The sequence below is a fragment of the Massilia sp. FBCC-B171 genome (genome assembly GCF_059134155.1).
Window position 1 is genome coordinate 3,665,381 of record NZ_CP101443.1, and the last position, 14,187, is coordinate 3,679,567.

The 14,187-nt window shown below is 63.6% G+C and carries 13 protein-coding genes, 1 tRNA gene and 1 riboswitch; of the genes, 10 read left to right on the forward strand and 4 right to left on the reverse strand.

Annotation, left to right across the window (positions count from 1 at the left end; all coding sequences use genetic code 11):
• Positions 1–30 precede the first annotated feature (30 nt).
• Together nrdR and glyA are read right to left on the reverse strand one after the other, a co-directional pair.
• Positions 31–489, reverse strand: coding sequence for a transcriptional regulator NrdR (nrdR, locus tag NMB41_RS16625; RefSeq protein ID WP_494378914.1), 459 nt, complete (start codon positions 487–489; stop codon positions 31–33).
• 100 nt (positions 490–589) lie between these two features.
• The gene (glyA, locus tag NMB41_RS16630; RefSeq protein ID WP_494378915.1) at positions 590–1,837 is read right to left on the reverse strand and encodes a serine hydroxymethyltransferase; all 1,248 of its coding nucleotides are present in this window, start codon (positions 1,835–1,837) and stop codon (positions 590–592) included.
• Positions 1,838–1,943: 106 nt separating this feature from the next.
• Positions 1,944–2,051: riboswitch (ZMP/ZTP riboswitch) on the reverse strand.
• A gap of 139 nt (positions 2,052–2,190) precedes the next feature.
• Here glyA and NMB41_RS16635 point away from each other — a divergent pair.
• From NMB41_RS16635 to NMB41_RS16675, 9 genes are all read left to right on the forward strand, one after another.
• The gene (locus NMB41_RS16635; RefSeq protein WP_494378916.1) at positions 2,191–2,937 is read left to right on the forward strand and encodes an SDR family oxidoreductase; all 747 of its coding nucleotides are present in this window, start codon (positions 2,191–2,193) and stop codon (positions 2,935–2,937) included.
• A 250-nt stretch (positions 2,938–3,187) separates the two neighbouring features.
• A complete protein-coding gene (ybgC, locus tag NMB41_RS16640; RefSeq protein WP_494378917.1) occupies positions 3,188–3,592 on the forward strand; it encodes a tol-pal system-associated acyl-CoA thioesterase in 405 nt (134 codons plus the stop codon).
• A gap of 46 nt (positions 3,593–3,638) precedes the next feature.
• Positions 3,639–4,322 carry a protein TolQ gene (gene tolQ / locus NMB41_RS16645; RefSeq protein ID WP_192054914.1) on the forward strand — a complete coding sequence of 228 codons (684 nt, stop codon included), beginning with the start codon at positions 3,639–3,641 and terminating at the stop codon, positions 4,320–4,322.
• A gap of 15 nt (positions 4,323–4,337) precedes the next feature.
• Positions 4,338–4,769 (forward strand): biopolymer transporter ExbD, encoded by a 432-nt coding sequence (locus tag NMB41_RS16650; RefSeq protein WP_494378918.1) that lies wholly within the window; start codon positions 4,338–4,340, stop codon positions 4,767–4,769.
• A gap of 3 nt (positions 4,770–4,772) precedes the next feature.
• The gene (gene tolA, locus NMB41_RS16655; RefSeq protein ID WP_494378919.1) at positions 4,773–5,777 is read left to right on the forward strand and encodes a cell envelope integrity protein TolA; all 1,005 of its coding nucleotides are present in this window, start codon (positions 4,773–4,775) and stop codon (positions 5,775–5,777) included.
• A gap of 46 nt (positions 5,778–5,823) precedes the next feature.
• Complete coding sequence (tolB, locus tag NMB41_RS16660; RefSeq protein ID WP_494378920.1) at positions 5,824–7,089, forward strand: Tol-Pal system beta propeller repeat protein TolB; 1,266 nt, start codon at positions 5,824–5,826, stop codon at positions 7,087–7,089.
• Between the two features lie 39 nt (positions 7,090–7,128).
• Positions 7,129–7,650: a peptidoglycan-associated lipoprotein Pal gene (gene pal, locus NMB41_RS16665; protein WP_494378921.1), complete on the forward strand. Its 522-nt coding sequence runs from the start codon at positions 7,129–7,131 to the stop codon at positions 7,648–7,650.
• 96 nt (positions 7,651–7,746) lie between these two features.
• On the forward strand, positions 7,747–8,502 hold the full coding sequence (ybgF, locus tag NMB41_RS16670; protein WP_494378922.1) for a tol-pal system protein YbgF: 756 nt from the start codon (positions 7,747–7,749) through the stop codon (positions 8,500–8,502).
• Positions 8,503–8,574: 72 nt separating this feature from the next.
• Positions 8,575–8,650 (forward strand) — tRNA-Lys (locus NMB41_RS16675).
• 115 nt (positions 8,651–8,765) lie between these two features.
• Here NMB41_RS16675 and NMB41_RS16680 read toward each other — a convergent pair.
• Positions 8,766–9,161, reverse strand: a complete 396-nt coding sequence (locus NMB41_RS16680) for a GYD domain-containing protein (protein ID WP_494378923.1) — start codon at positions 9,159–9,161, stop codon at positions 8,766–8,768.
• A 340-nt stretch (positions 9,162–9,501) separates the two neighbouring features.
• Between NMB41_RS16680 and NMB41_RS16685 the strand changes: the two genes are divergently transcribed.
• Positions 9,502–12,189, forward strand: coding sequence for a bifunctional diguanylate cyclase/phosphodiesterase (locus NMB41_RS16685; RefSeq protein ID WP_494378924.1), 2,688 nt, complete (start codon positions 9,502–9,504; stop codon positions 12,187–12,189).
• 28 nt (positions 12,190–12,217) lie between these two features.
• Here the strand turns inward: NMB41_RS16685 and NMB41_RS16690 are convergent, their stop codons facing one another.
• Positions 12,218–13,957 (reverse strand): methyl-accepting chemotaxis protein, encoded by a 1,740-nt coding sequence (locus NMB41_RS16690; protein WP_494378925.1) that lies wholly within the window; start codon positions 13,955–13,957, stop codon positions 12,218–12,220.
• Between the last annotated feature and the right edge of the window lie 230 nt (positions 13,958–14,187).

Here is a 14,187-nt window from a genome sequence, read left to right on the forward strand (position 1 = left end):
GCGTGCGCGGGCTGCTTAAAACGACTTGATCTACTTGCGGGGATGGCCCACTTCAGCCAGGGCTTGCTGGAACTCGGCCAGATCCTTGAAGTCTTTATAGACGGAGGCAAAGCGGATGTACGCGATCTCGTCGAGGCGCTTGAGCTCCTGCATCACGAGTTCGCCGACATAGCCGGTATCGACTTCGCGCCGGCCGCTGGTGAGCAGCTTTTCCTCGATCGAGGCGACGGCGGCGTCGATCGCTTCGGCGGACACCGGGCGCTTGCGCAGGGCCAGCATCAGGCTGCCGCGCAGCTTGCTGCTGGCAAACTCGGCGCGGCTGCCGTTTTTCTTGACGATGATCGGCATCGACAATTCGATGCGTTCGTAGGTCGTGAAGCGCTTGTCGCATTGCACGCAGCGGCGCCGGCGGCGGATGGCGTCGCCCTCCTCGGATACGCGCGTATCGAGGACCTGGGTGTCTTCATGCTGGCAGAACGGACATTTCATGGGGCGCCGGTGATGCTCGTGAACCTGTGATGCGAAGGAACGGCGTCCGGATGCCCGGCGCCGTTCCTGAACTCTACTACGTCTGAAACAAAAATACTGTTTACGCCGCGTACACCGGGTACTTGTCGGTCAGCAGCTTGACTTCAGCCTTCACACGCTCGATGGTGGCAGCGTCGTGCGGGTTGTCGAGCACGTCGGCGATCAGGTGGCCGACACGGGTCGCGTCTTCTTCCTTGAAGCCGCGCGTCGTGAAGGCCGGGCTGCCCAGGCGAATGCCCGAGGTCACGAAAGGCTTTTGCGGGTCGTTCGGGATGCCGTTCTTGTTGCAGGTCATGTGGGCCTGGCCGAGGATGGCTTCCGCTTCCTTGCCGGTGAGGCCTTTCGCGCGCAGGTCGACCAGCATCACGTGCGATTCGGTACGGCCCGACACGATGCGCAGGCCGCGTGCGATCAGCGCCTCGGCCAGGGCCTTGGCGTTCTTCACGACTTGCTGCTGATACTGCTTGAACTCGGGCTCAAGGGCTTCCTTGAAGGCCACGGCCTTGCCGGCAATCACGTGCATCAGCGGACCGCCCTGGATGCCCGGGAAGATCGCCGAATTGATCTGCTTCTCGAACTCGGCCTTCATCAGGATGATGCCGCCGCGCGGGCCGCGCAGCGACTTGTGCGTGGTCGAGGTCACGAAGTCGGCAAACGGCACCGGGTTCGGGTACTCGCCGGCGGCGATCAGGCCGGCGTAGTGGGCCATGTCGACCATGAAGTACGCCCCGACTTCCTTGGCGATTTTGGCGAAGCGCTCGAAATCGATGCGCAGGGCAAAGGCCGAGGCGCCGGCGATGATCATCTTCGGCTTGTGCTCGCGCGCCAGGGCTTCCATGGCTTCGTAATCGATGTCTTCTTCCGGGGTCAGGCCGTAGGACACGACGTTGAACCATTTACCCGACATGTTCAATGCCATGCCGTGGGTCAGGTGGCCGCCTTCGGCCAGCGACATGCCCATGATGGTGTCGCCAGGCTTGAGCATGGCGAAGAACACGCCCTGGTTGGCCTGCGAGCCCGAGTTCGGCTGCACGTTGGCGGCTTCCGCGCCGAACAGTTGCTTGACGCGGTCGATCGCCAGCTGCTCGGCGACGTCGACGTATTCGCAGCCGCCGTAGTAGCGCTTGCCCGGATAGCCTTCGGCGTACTTGTTCGTGAGCTGGGAGCCTTGTGCTTCCATCACGGCCGGCGAGGTGTAGTTTTCAGATGCGATCAGCTCGATGTGGTCCTGCTGACGGGTGTTTTCTTTCTGGATGGCGCCCCACAGTTCCGGGTCAACCTTGGCCAGCGTGTGATCTTTTGCAAACATGAACAGAACTCCAATCGATAAGAAACCGGACAACGGCAGTGTTGGATCGGCACGAGGCCGGCAAACGACAGGCGCGCTGCATCGACAAGATGCGCGCGAACCCATTGTCGGTTGCCCAGGCGAACGGCGGATGAAATCTCACGCTCCCCGGTGGGTGCCCACCTTGCCCCAGCGCTGAGAGCGCCTGGGATTTTCGCCAGTTACGTGAGACATAAATGGACTGGGGATTGTATGTGAACTGCCCGCTTAGGGCAAGGAAAGCCCTGCCAGCCTGATAAGCTGGTCCCTCCCCGGTCAACATGGTCATTTCGGCTACAATCGCATAAAAGCACCCGCCAACCGAGGAATCCACCATGATCGTTTTCATCACCGGCGCCTCTGCCGGATTCGGCGCCGAAATGGCGCGCACTTTCGTCCGCAACGGCCACCAGGTCGTGATGGCCGCGCGCCGCATGGAGCGTCTCGATGCGCTGGCCGCCGAACTGGGCGAATCGGCGCTGCCGGTCGAACTCGACGTCACCAGCAAGGCCTCGATCGAGGAAGCGCTGGCCATGCTGCCCCAATCCTGGCGCCAGATCGACGTCCTGATCAATAACGCGGGCCTCGCGCTCGGCACCGAGCCGGCCCACAAGGCGCCGCTGGACGACTGGGAAACCATGATCGCCACCAACTGCAAGGGCCTGGTGACGATGACGCGCGCCCTGCTGCCGGCCATGGTCGAGCGCGGCAGCGGCCTGGTGATCAACCTCGGCTCGGTGGCCGGCCACTACCCCTACCCGGGCGGCAACGTGTACGGCGCGACCAAGGCCTTCGTGGAACAGTTCACGCTCAACCTGCGTGCCGACCTGGTCGGCACCGGCGTGCGCGCCACCAACCTGGCGCCTGGCCTGTGCGGCGGCACCGAGTTTTCGAACGTGCGCTTCCATGGCGACGACGCGGCCGCGGCTAAAGTGTATGAAGGCACGACGCCGCTGACGGCCAAGGATATCGCCGAGACCGCCTACTGGATCGCGACCCTGCCGCCGCATATCAACGTCAACAGCATCGAGATGATGCCGACCTGCCAGGGCTTCGCGCCGTTCAACATCAAGCGGGTATAAAACCGGCGACGATGGCGAGGATACCCGTAGGCTGGGCGGCTCTGCCGCAACCGCGCCGTGCGCCCGCGATTTGATAATTGTGAGAAAGTGTTACAGTTATTGTCCTGACAGCGACACCTCTCGTCTACTAAGCCGCGCCTGACAAAATTTCAACGAATACCCCAAGCGAGCTGCCCGACTGGTGTGTTCGCTGGCGTACATATGCGCGGATAGCGTAAAATGTTTCCTTTTATCACTTATGGCAGATCAGATGCCTTCGCTTTTCACCTGGACAGTACGGGTTTATTACGAAGATACGGACGCAGGCGGTATCGTGTTCTACGCGAACTACCTGAAGTTTTTCGAACGTGCGCGCACCGAATGGCTGCGCGCCGCCGGCGTTGACCAGCATGCCCTGATCGAGCGCGAAGGCGCTGCGTTCGTCGTCAAGAACGCGACCATCGATTACCACGCCCCTGCCAGGCTCGACGATGAAATCACCCTGACGCTCGCCATCGAAAAGCTGGGCCGTGCGTCCATCGCCTTCATCCAGAAAGCCTACCGCGGCGAGCTGCTGCTGGTCGAAGCGAGCGTGAAAGTGGGCTGCGTCGACATCGCCACCGTGCGGCCGCGCTCGCTCCCCGGCGACGTGGCTGATAAAATGCGTGCCGCTTGATCCATTCAACAAACTGCTTATTTGCCGCTTATTTTCTAATTAACCGATGACACCAACCCACGACCTCTCCTTCCTGGCTCTTATCAGCAACGCGCACCTGATCGTGCAGCTCATCATGCTGTTGTTGCTCGTGCTGTCCGTGGTCAGCTGGTCGTATATCTTCCGCAAACTGTTCGCCATCCGCGCCGCCCGCCGCCAGACCGAGCAGTTCGAGCGCAGCTTCTGGGCCGGCGGCAACCTGCACACCCTGCACCAGTCGGCTTCGGCCCAGCGCGACCAGAGCGGTCCGCTGGCGCGCATCTTCGAAGCCGGCATGGGCGAATTCATCAAGGGCAAGCAAGCCTCGCGCGACGCGCTCGACATGGGCGCCGTGCTCGACGGTTCCCGCCGCGCCATGCGCGCCGCCTTTCAGCGCGAGCTCGACGGCCTCGACCTGCACCTGAACTTCCTGGCTTCGGTCGGTTCCGTATCTCCCTACATCGGCCTGCTCGGCACCGTCTGGGGCATCATGAACGCCTTCCGCGGTCTTGCCAGCGTCCAGCAGGCAACCCTGGCCGTGGTCGCGCCCGGCATCGCCGAAGCGCTGATCGCCACCGCGATCGGCCTGTTCGCGGCCATTCCGGCGGTGGTTGCCTACAACCGCTTCACGCATGACATCGACCGCCTCGCCACGCGTTTCGAGAGCTTCGTCGAGGAATTCTCGAACATCCTGCAGCGCCAGTCGCGCTGATCGAGAGGATTCACCATGGCTTTTTCCAGCAGCATGCGCGGCGGACGCCGCAGCAAACTGAAATCCGAAATCAACGTCGTGCCCTACATCGACGTGATGCTGGTGCTGCTCATCATCTTCATGGCGGTGCCGGCCAACGTCACGCCGAACGTGGTCAACCTGCCAGGCGCGGAAAAGTCTTCGCTGCCGCCGGACACCTATATCCACATCACGGTGAAACCGGACGCCACGCTGTCGATTGGCGTGAGCGGCAAGGAAACGATTGCAGCCGAATCGATGCCGGACCGCAAAGCCCTGCTCGAGCGCCTGCGCGAACTGCACGCGAGCAACCCGGACTATCCGGTGATGATCGCGGGCGACCGCGAAAGCAAGTATGCCGACGTAATCGAACTGATTTCCGAAGCCAAGAAGCTGGGGATCAACCGCGTCGGCCTCGCGACGAAATAAGTAATGTCCGCAATGAAGCCAGCCACCAACGGCGCCCAGTACACGCTGCCGCCAGAACCGAACCGCATGCCCGCCATCCTGCTGGCGCTGGCGGTGCACGCCCTGCTGCTGGCCTTCTTGTGGATCGGCGTGAACTGGCAGAAGGCCGAGCCGCCCGCGGTCGAGGCCGAAGTCTGGGACATGAAGGTCGAGTCGGCCGCCGCACCGGCATTGCCGGCGCCACCGCCGCCGGAAGTACGCGAACCGGAGCCGGAGCCGACCCCGGTCCCGCCTGTGCCTGTGCCTGTGCCTGTGCCTGTGCCTGTGCCGAAAGTCGCCGAACCGGAACCGGTCAAGCCGGCCGTGCCCGACATTAATCTCGAACGCGAAAAGAAACTGGCCGAGCAGAAGAAGCAGCGCGAACTGGAAAAGCGCGAGCTGGAAAAGAAAGAACGCGAAGAGCTGAAAGCCAAGGAACTGGCCGACAAGAAGGCCGCGGATAAAAAGCTCGCCGAGAAAAAAGAACTCGAGAAGAAAGAGCTCGAGAAGAAAGCCGAAGCGGACAAGAAACTGGCCGCCGAAAAGCTCGCCGCCGACAAGAAGAAGCTTGCCACCGACAAGGCCGCGAAAGCGAAAGCCGACGCCGCCGAACAGGCCAAGCTCGACAAGCTGCGCGACGAGGAACTCAAACGCATGATGGGCGCCGCCGGCAGCACCGGCAGCGCGCAGAAGTCGAGCGCGCCGAAAATCGATGCTGGTTATGTCGGCAAGATCACGGCCCTCATCAAGAGCAACACGACGTATGCCGGCAGCCTCGATGCGCCAGGCAATCCGAAAGCCGTGTTCAAGGTTGAGCAATTGCCCACCGGAGAGATCCTGTCGGTGCGCCTGACCAAGAGCAGCGGTGTGCCTGCCTTCGATGAGGCAGTTGAGCGCGGTATTAACAAATCGACACCACTACCAAAGAAAAAAGATGGTACGGTGGAGCGCACCCTCGTGGTCAATTTCTCCATGAAAGACCTGGACTAAACACAGCCGAAACCTGAGCTGAACAATTTTTCCGAGAAAAGAACGCATGAAAAAACTTCACTATTTACTGTTTTCCGCCACCCTGGTCATCGGGTCGGCGGCCAATGCACAGCTGCAAATTGAGATCGCCGGCGTCGGCAGCAACCAGATCCCGGTGGCCGTTGCGGCCTTCGCCGACGAATCGATCGCCCCGGCCCAGGTCTCGGCCGTCATCCGCGCCGACCTCGAACGCAGCGGCGTCTTCAAAGTGATCGACGCCGGCCAGGTCATCAGCGACAGCGCCAGCATCGATGCCAGCGCCTGGAAAGGCCGCGGCGCCGACGCACTCGTGGTCGGCAGCGTCCAGCGCCAGCCGGATGGCCGCCTGGCCGTGCGTTACAAGCTCTACGACACCGTCAAGGGCAGCCAGCTGTCCTCGCTGGGCGGCGAAGTGCAGCCGAAATACACGCGCCTGCAGGCCCACCGCATCGCCGACGACGTGTACGAAAAGCTGACCGGCAGCCGCGGCATCTTCTCGACGCGCATCGCCTACGTGAAGGAAAACCGCGCCGGGCGCCAGTACGCGCTGGCCGTGGCCGACGCCGACGGCGCGAACGAGATCGTCGCCGTCAGCGGCCGCGAGCCGATCATCTCGCCGGCCTGGTCGCCCGACGGCGGCCGCGTCGCCTACGTCTCCTTCGAAGACCGCAAGCCGGTCATCTACATGCAGGACCTGGTCACCGGCAAGCGCCGCGTGATTTCCAATGAAAAAGGCAGCAACTCGGCGCCGTCGTGGTCGCCGGACGGCAGCCGCCTGGCGATCGCCCTGTCGAAGTCGGGCAGCTACCAGGTCTACATCGTCGGCGCCGACGGTTCCGGCCTGCGCCGCCTCTCCAACAGCAACGGCATCGACACCGAGCCGCAATTCTCGGCCGACGGCCAGAGCATCTATTTCACGAGCGACCGCAGCGGCGGCCCGCAGATCTACAAGATGAGTGTTTCGGGCGGCAACGCTACCCGCGTCACCTTCAACGGCAACTACAACATCAGCCCGCGCGTTTCTCCAGACGGCAAGACCCTGGCCTGGATTTCCCAGCGCGACGGCGGCTACTCCCTTTACGCGAAAGACCTGGCCAGCGGCCAGGAGCTGCGCCTGGCCGATGGGGCCACCGAACCGAGTTTTTCGCCGAACGGCAAATACATCATGTATGCGAACAAAGGCGGCGGGCGTGCCTCGCTGGCTGTCGTATCGACGGATGGTCGGGTCAAGCAGCGCTTGACTACGAACGCGGGAAACATTCGGGAGCCCAGCTGGGGTCCCTTCATGAAGTAAAGAAGTAAATCATTACCAACCAAGACCAGGAGAAAACCCATGCGCAACGTTAAGAGTGTAGCTTCCATCATCGCCACTGCAGCCCTGCTTGCAGCTTGCAAAACGCCAGCACCAGCAACCGACACGCCAGTCGTCGAGCGCCAGCCGACCGCCCCTGTCGCCACCGATACCCGCGACATCCGTCCAGTGGAAACGGCTACCGTCGATCCGCTGAACGACCCGAAAGGCGTGCTGGCCAACCGCAGCGTCTACTTCGACTTCGACAGCTATGTCGTGCGTGAAGATGGCAAGCCGGTCGTCTCGAACCATTCGAACTACCTGAACCAGAACAAGTCCCGCAAGGTCCTGATCCAGGGTAATACCGATGATCGCGGCGGCAGCGAATACAACCTGGCCCTGGGCCAGAAGCGCGCCGAAGCCGTGCGTCGCTCGATGTCGACCCTGGGCGTAGCCGAGACCCAGATGGAAGCCGTGTCGCTGGGCGAAGAAAAGCCGAAGGCAACCGGTTCGGGCGAAGCCGCCTGGGCTGAAAACCGTCGTGCAGACATCGTCTATCAGTAATCCTTAAGCTTAGTTGAATTGACAGCGGGGGCGGGAGCAGTGCAGACTGCTACCGCCCCCGTTTTTCATCGCAACACAAGATAGAAAGAATACGACATGATCAAATGGTCCCCGTCCCGTCTTGCCTGCCTGGTGCTGGCCGCCTGGCTGCCGCTGCAGGCATCCGCCGGCATCCTGGACGACGATGAAGCGCGCCGCGCCATCCTCGACCTGCGTGCGAAAGTCGACGCCATCACGCGCGACCTCACCACCCGCCTCGACGCCAAATCGGACAAGACCGCCACGCTCGACATCCTGAACCAGCACGAGCAGACCCTGGCCGAGATCGCCAAGCTGCGCGGCCAGATCGAAGTGCTGGCCAACGAAGTGTCGAAAGCCCAGAACAGCCAGCGCACCCTGTACGCCGACCTCGACGCCCGCATCAAGAAGCTCGAGCCGCGCGCCGAGACCATCGATGGCGAAACGGCGCAGGTGCTGCCCTCGGAAAAGCAGGCCTACGACGCCGCCATGGCCAACTTCACCGCGCGCGACTACAAGGCCGCAGCAAGCGCCCTGCAGGACTTCGTGAAGCGTTATCCGGAATCGGCCTACGCCGCCAACGCCCAGTACTGGCTCGGCAACGCCTATTACGCCCAGCGCGACTACAAGAACGCGATCGCCGCCCAGGAAGTGGTGACCACCACCTACGCCAGCAGCGCCAAGGCCCCGGACGCGATGCTCAATATGGCCACCAGCTATGCCGAACTGAAGGACAAGGTCAAGGCCAGGAAGACCCTGCAAACCCTGGTCTCGAAGTTCCCGGATTCGCAAGCCGCGCAGTCCGCCAAGGACCGCCTGGCCGCGCTAAAGTAAGGCCGCACAGCAATAATTTGGGGCCGCACGTTTGACAGCGCGACGGCAGCGCCCTATAATCTTGCTTCTTTCGGGTCGTTAGCTCAGCTGGTAGAGCAGCGGACTTTTAATCCGTTGGTCGCAGGTTCGAATCCCGCACGGCCTACCACGAATGCTCAAGAAGCCCACGAATTTCGGTTCGTGGGCTTTTTGTTTTCTGGTCGCGCTTAGTGAACAAAAACGCCAGGCACGGCCTGGCGTTTTTGTTTCTGCAATATTCCCGTTCATTCATTTCGACCTTGCGCACCTGACCTAAGATGCCCGCCCTCGCCTTCCCAATTGGCGACCTCGGGGGCCATGTCATAGCCCGGTGGACGATAGCTCACGGTCTTGGTCACGGCCGCATCGATTTCCTGAGGCGTCAGCAGCACCGTCGTCTTGCACGTGGTGATGCCGGAGGCATCGACCCTGAGCGCCAGCGCCGCGGCGGTAGCGTTGTCGGGAAGCTCGCCGATGATGACGACATCCCTGTCGCCGAACACGAAATAAAAGGCTTCGACCTTCCCGCCTAGCGAGTGGAATAATTGATCGACAGCCTCGCGCCGCCGCGTGCCGCCTTCCTTCAGCAGGCCCTTGATCCCCTCGCTGAGATAACTCGCTTCAACCAGATACTTAGCCATGTGAAGTCCTTCCAGAATCATCTTCCCGACGGAAGAATTCGCTTCATGCGCTTGCCGGCGGTGCTCGGCTGCCGCCGTATCGCCCGGCCGCCGGTTTGCGTCGACCTATGTTTGACAGTTCGCAGGGCGCGGCGGTTCAACCAGTGCGTGTGTGAGCAGCCAACTGAGTTCGCTCGCCCTCTACTTACCCCTGTTCAGTTACTCGCGTGCCAGCATTGCGCACCTTATTGCATAATTGTCGCAAGGCATCCGCAACGCCGGCCGCCCGGATAGCGGCGCTTCCCCTACAATGCAGCATGGCCCATTTACCACGCCCACGAGGCAGATCGATGCGTCGAACATGACATCACGCGGTCCTTCCCCGCCTACCGCCACGCCCACGCCGCCCCTGCGGCTCGGCCCCTATTCGCTGGCAAGCCTGGGGACCCTGACCGCGCTCCTGATCCTGGCGCTGGTGCTCGGCACCGGCGCCATGCTCCAGGTCAGCTACGAGGACGCGCTGCGCCAGCAAAAGACGACGCTGCGCAACCTGGCCATCGCCTTTGCCGCGCAGACGGAGATCGTGGCCCGGGCTGTCGACCAGGCCATCGGCCAGGTCGAGCGCAGCTACAAGCCGGGCAAGGGCGGGCAGCCGGCGCGGCTCGATTATTTCAACGAAGAAGGCGCGGCCCAGGAGTATCTGCTGGGCGTGTATGTGTTCGACCTGCAGGGACGCCTGCTGGCGCACGGCGCCCCTGGCAGCGCCGGACCAGGCGTGCCCCCGCCCGCCCCACCCGCGCCCGCGTTGTTGCGCAGCGGGACGCTGCACATCGGCATCACGCAAGTCGATGCGAAAACCGGGCGCGGCATCATCCAGGTCGCGCGGCCCTTGACGGACAGGGCCGGGCGGCGCATTGGGTCGGTACTGGCCCTGGTCGATTCCGAGCGCTTCGAACGCATCTACAGCCTGGTCGAACTGGGCGAAGGCGGTTCGGTGACGCTGTTCCACCGCGATGGCACGATGCTGGTACGCGGGCCGAGCTACCCGGCAGGGATCGGACGTTCCTTCCGTGATACCCCCCTGTTCCAGACCTACCTCCCGGCCAGCGAGCGCGGCACCATCGAAGCGGCAAGCCCGCTCGATGGCCAACCCCGGCTGTATGGGTACGATGCCGTCACGAATTATCCGCTCGTGATCATCAGTGGCATGAACAAATCCGTGGCGCTGGCATCCTGGTACGGCCGCTTGTGGACGGCCGTGTCGCTGCTGGTGCTGGTGTGCATGGTGGTGCTGTTCCTGGCCTGGCGCGTGGCGCGCGACACGGCCCGCCAGCGGGCATTGATCGCCAGGCTGGAAGCGAGCGAAGCGCGCGCGGGAAAGAGCGCCGGCTATCTGGCGGCGATCCTGAACGCGGTGCGCACCCCGATCTGGGTGCTCGACAGCTCGCGCCGGGTGGTGATGTGCAACGAGGCCTTTGCCCGCTTTGTCGGACGCCCGGCGCAGGAGATCGCCGGCCACGAGGAAGCGAACCTGCTCGACCCGGGCAGCGTGTTCGAACGCGCACGCCGCTATGCGCTGGTGCTGGGCGGCGGCCGGGCCGACGAAGCGCCCGCCATCGTCAAGGACAGCAGCGGCGACCCGCGCACGGTGATCCAGCAAACCTCGCAGTTGCTCGACGCCTCGGGCCAGGTCCAGCTGGTCAACCTGCTGACCGACGTCACCGAGCGCGAACGGGCCGAGGCACACCTGGCCTACCTGGCGAACTTCGATGCGCTCACCGGGCTGCCGAACCAGAACCACTTCCGCCACCTGCTGGGCGCCGAACTGGCCGATGCCGCGGCCAAGGGCACCCAGCTCGGCACCCTGGTGGTGTCGCTGGCCCGCCTGCACGAAATCAGCGACCTGCTCGGGCACGAGGCCGGCAATGCGGCGCTGCGCGAAGTGGGCGCCCTGTTCCAGTCGCAGTTGCCGCGCGCGGCCGGCGTGGCGCGCATCAAGGACAACGAGTTCGCGATGGTCGTGCATGCCCACCACGGGCGCAACGAGCTGGAGGAATTCGCGATCGCCCTGCACCGGCGCCTGTCGAACGTCTTGAGCGTGAACGGACGCGAGTTCTTCCTCGGCCCCATGGTCGGGGTCTCGGTCTTTCCCGAGGATGGACAGGAAGCGGACGAATTGTTCCGGCGCGCCGACAGCGCCCGCAACCGGTTTGGCGCCGACGGCGACACCATTCACTTCTTTTCCGAAAGCGCGCAGATCGACCTCGACGAGCGCCTCACGGTCGAAGCGCAACTGCGGCGCGCGCTCGAACGCGGAGAAATGCGCATGGTCTACCAGCCGAAGGTGGCGATCGGCTCCGGGCGCATCGTCGGCCTGGAGGCGCTGCTGCGCTGGAATAACGGGGAACTGGGCGAAGTCTCGCCGGTGCGCTTCATTCCGCTGGCCGAACGCACCGGCCTGATCGTGCCGATCGGCGCCTGGGTGCTGGAAGAAGCCTGCCGCCAGGTGGCGCGCTGGAATGCCACGGGGGCCGAGCTGAAAGTGTCGGTCAACCTGTCGCCGCGCCAGTTCGACCAGAAGGACCTGATCCCGATGGTCGAGCGCTGCATCCGCGCGAGCGGCATCGACGCCAGCTGCCTGGAACTGGAAATCACGGAGACGACCCTGATGAGCCGCGAAGGCGAAGTCGACGTCCTGATGCACGCGATCCGCGCGCTCGGCGTGGAACTGTCGGTCGACGATTTCGGCACCGGCTACTCGAGCCTGGCCGCGTTGAAGCGCTTCCCGGTGCAGCGCCTGAAGATCGACCGCGCCTTCATCCGCGACCTGGGCCGCGACGACGACAGCGCCGCCATCGTGCGTTCCATCATCAACCTGGCGCGCAACCTGAAGCTGGCCGTGGTGGCCGAAGGCGTCGAGACCGAAGAACAGCTGGCCATCCTGCGCGGCCTGGCCTGCGACGACTACCAGGGTTTCCTGTTCAGCCGCCCGGTCGAAGCCGAGGCCGTGCGCGCACTGGTGGAACAGAACCGCGCGGCCTTCGCCTGAACGCCACGCGGTTCTCTACTCGCTTGCCTTAGAACTCTTCCCAGCCGTCGGCCGTCGTGGCCGGCACCTTGTCGGCGGCAGGCGCCTTGACCGGCGCCTTGACTGGCGTTCTGGCTGGCGACTTGACCGGCGCGGTGCGCGCCGCCGGCTTGGCCAGCTGAGGACGCGCCGTTGCCTTGACTGCGGCCGGCGCCGCTGCAGCGACCGGTGCCTCCAGCACGCCGGCGCTTCCCGCGATGCGGAAGGCGCCCACGGTGTGCGCCAGCGTCGCCGCTTCCTGCTGCAGCGACTGCGCCGCCGCCGAGGCCTCCTCGACCAGCGCTGCATTTTGCTGGGTGGTCTGGTCCATCTGGACGATGGCCACATTCACCTGCTCGATGCCGGCGTTCTGTTCCTGGCTGGCCGCGCTGATCTCGGCCATGATGTCGGTCACCCGGCCGACGCTCTCGACGATTTCCTTCATCGTCGCGCCGGCCTGGTCGACCAGGGCCGTGCCATGCTGCACCTTGCCGACCGAATCGTCGATCAGGCTCTTGATTTCCTTGGCCGCCGAGGCACTGCGCTGGGCCAGGTTACGCACCTCGCCCGCCACGACCGCGAAGCCGCGGCCCTGTTCGCCGGCGCGCGCCGCTTCCACGGCGGCGTTCAGCGCCAGGATGTTGGTCTGGAAGGCGATGCCGTCGATCACGGCGATAATGTCGACGATCTTTCCGGCCGACGTGTTGATGCCGCCCATGGTCTCGACCACCTGCGCCACCACGGCGCCGCCCTTGCCGGCGATCGTTGATGCGGAACCGGCCAGCATGTTGGCCTGGCGTGCATTGTCGGCATTCTGGCGCACGGTCGAGGTCAGTTCTTCCATCGAGGACGCGGTTTCTTCGAGCGCCGCGGCCTGCTGTTCGGTGCGCGCGGACAGGTCGAGGTTGCCGGCGGCGATTTCGCCGGAGGCGGTCGCCATCGTGTCGGTGCCGGCACGCACCCGGGTCACGATCTGCACCAGCGAATCGTTCATGTCGCGCAGGGCGCCCATCAGGCGGCCGGTCTCGTCGTTGGAACGTACTTCGATGTGCTGGGTCAGGTCGCCCTGGGCCACGGCGCCGGCGATCTTGATCGCTTCTTCCAGCGGACGCACGATGGCGCGCACCAGCAGCCAGCCCAGCACGGCGGCGAAGGCCAGGCCGATCACGAGGCCGGCGAAGCAGACGATGCGCACGATTTCCGCGATGTCCTGCGACTGCTTGAAATTGCTGGCGGCGACGTCGGTCTGGATCTTGATCAGGGCGGCGAGCTCCTGGCCCATCGGGATGGCCAGCTTGTGCATCGGACCGTTCATGCGCGCACCGGCGCGGTCGACGTCGCCCTCGCGCAAGGCGGCGATGATCGGCTTCATGGCCATTTCCTGGAAGCGCGCGCGCGAGGCCGCGAACTGCTGGCTCAGGCGCTTTTCGTCGTCGGCCATCTTGCTCGCCGCATAGGCGTTCCACGCCTTGTCGGCCACGGCCGTGTTAGCGTCGACCTGGTCCAGGATGGGCGCAGGAGGCACGCCGGTCTGGATCGCCTTGCCCACCAGGATCTGGTTCAGCATGACGACGCGCTCGATGTCGGCCAGCTGGGTCAGCGCGACCAGGCGGTTGTCGTACATGCTCTTCATGGCATCGTTCGCCTTCTCCAGGTTCAGGATGCCGATGGCAAAGCCGGCGACGAGTTCGATGGCGAGAAAACCGATGACGAAAATCAGGCGTGTCTTGATGGTAATGTTCTTGAACATGATTCGACCGCTAAGGTAATAAGTAAATCGGAGGCGCTCAGCCCTGCTAATTGGATTATAGAAACTTACGAATCCCCAAGGAAACACTATCGGATATCTACACTGTATTGATGCGAATCGTGGCCTGCGGGCAACAGAAAGATGGCAGGTAGTCAAGCATCCGGATTGAAATGACAAGCCCGCCTTCCTGCGGCCCCGGTGATTTGCCTATAAAATGCTCCGAATTAATT

Bases quoted from the DNA above. Each gene is read 5' to 3' on its own strand.
- NMB41_RS16680 (WP_494378923.1), bottom strand. From the start codon at position 9,161: ATGGCTAAGTATCTGGTTGAAGCGAGTTATCTCAGCGAGGGGATCAAG.
- ybgF (WP_494378922.1), top strand. From the start codon at position 7,747: ATGATCAAATGGTCCCCGTCCCGTCTTGCCTGCCTGGTGCTGGCCGCC.
- tolA (WP_494378919.1), top strand. From the start codon at position 4,773: ATGTCCGCAATGAAGCCAGCCACCAACGGCGCCCAGTACACGCTGCCG.
- NMB41_RS16635 (WP_494378916.1), top strand. From the start codon at position 2,191: ATGATCGTTTTCATCACCGGCGCCTCTGCCGGATTCGGCGCCGAAATG.
- nrdR (WP_494378914.1), bottom strand. From the start codon at position 489: ATGAAATGTCCGTTCTGCCAGCATGAAGACACCCAGGTCCTCGATACG.
- tolB (WP_494378920.1), top strand. From the start codon at position 5,824: ATGAAAAAACTTCACTATTTACTGTTTTCCGCCACCCTGGTCATCGGG.
- pal (WP_494378921.1), top strand. From the start codon at position 7,129: ATGCGCAACGTTAAGAGTGTAGCTTCCATCATCGCCACTGCAGCCCTG.
- NMB41_RS16650 (WP_494378918.1), top strand. From the start codon at position 4,338: ATGGCTTTTTCCAGCAGCATGCGCGGCGGACGCCGCAGCAAACTGAAA.
- NMB41_RS16685 (WP_494378924.1), top strand. From the start codon at position 9,502: ATGACATCACGCGGTCCTTCCCCGCCTACCGCCACGCCCACGCCGCCC.
- glyA (WP_494378915.1), bottom strand. From the start codon at position 1,837: ATGTTTGCAAAAGATCACACGCTGGCCAAGGTTGACCCGGAACTGTGG.
- ybgC (WP_494378917.1), top strand. From the start codon at position 3,188: ATGCCTTCGCTTTTCACCTGGACAGTACGGGTTTATTACGAAGATACG.
- NMB41_RS16690 (WP_494378925.1), bottom strand. From the start codon at position 13,957: ATGTTCAAGAACATTACCATCAAGACACGCCTGATTTTCGTCATCGGT.
- tolQ (WP_192054914.1), top strand. From the start codon at position 3,639: ATGACACCAACCCACGACCTCTCCTTCCTGGCTCTTATCAGCAACGCG.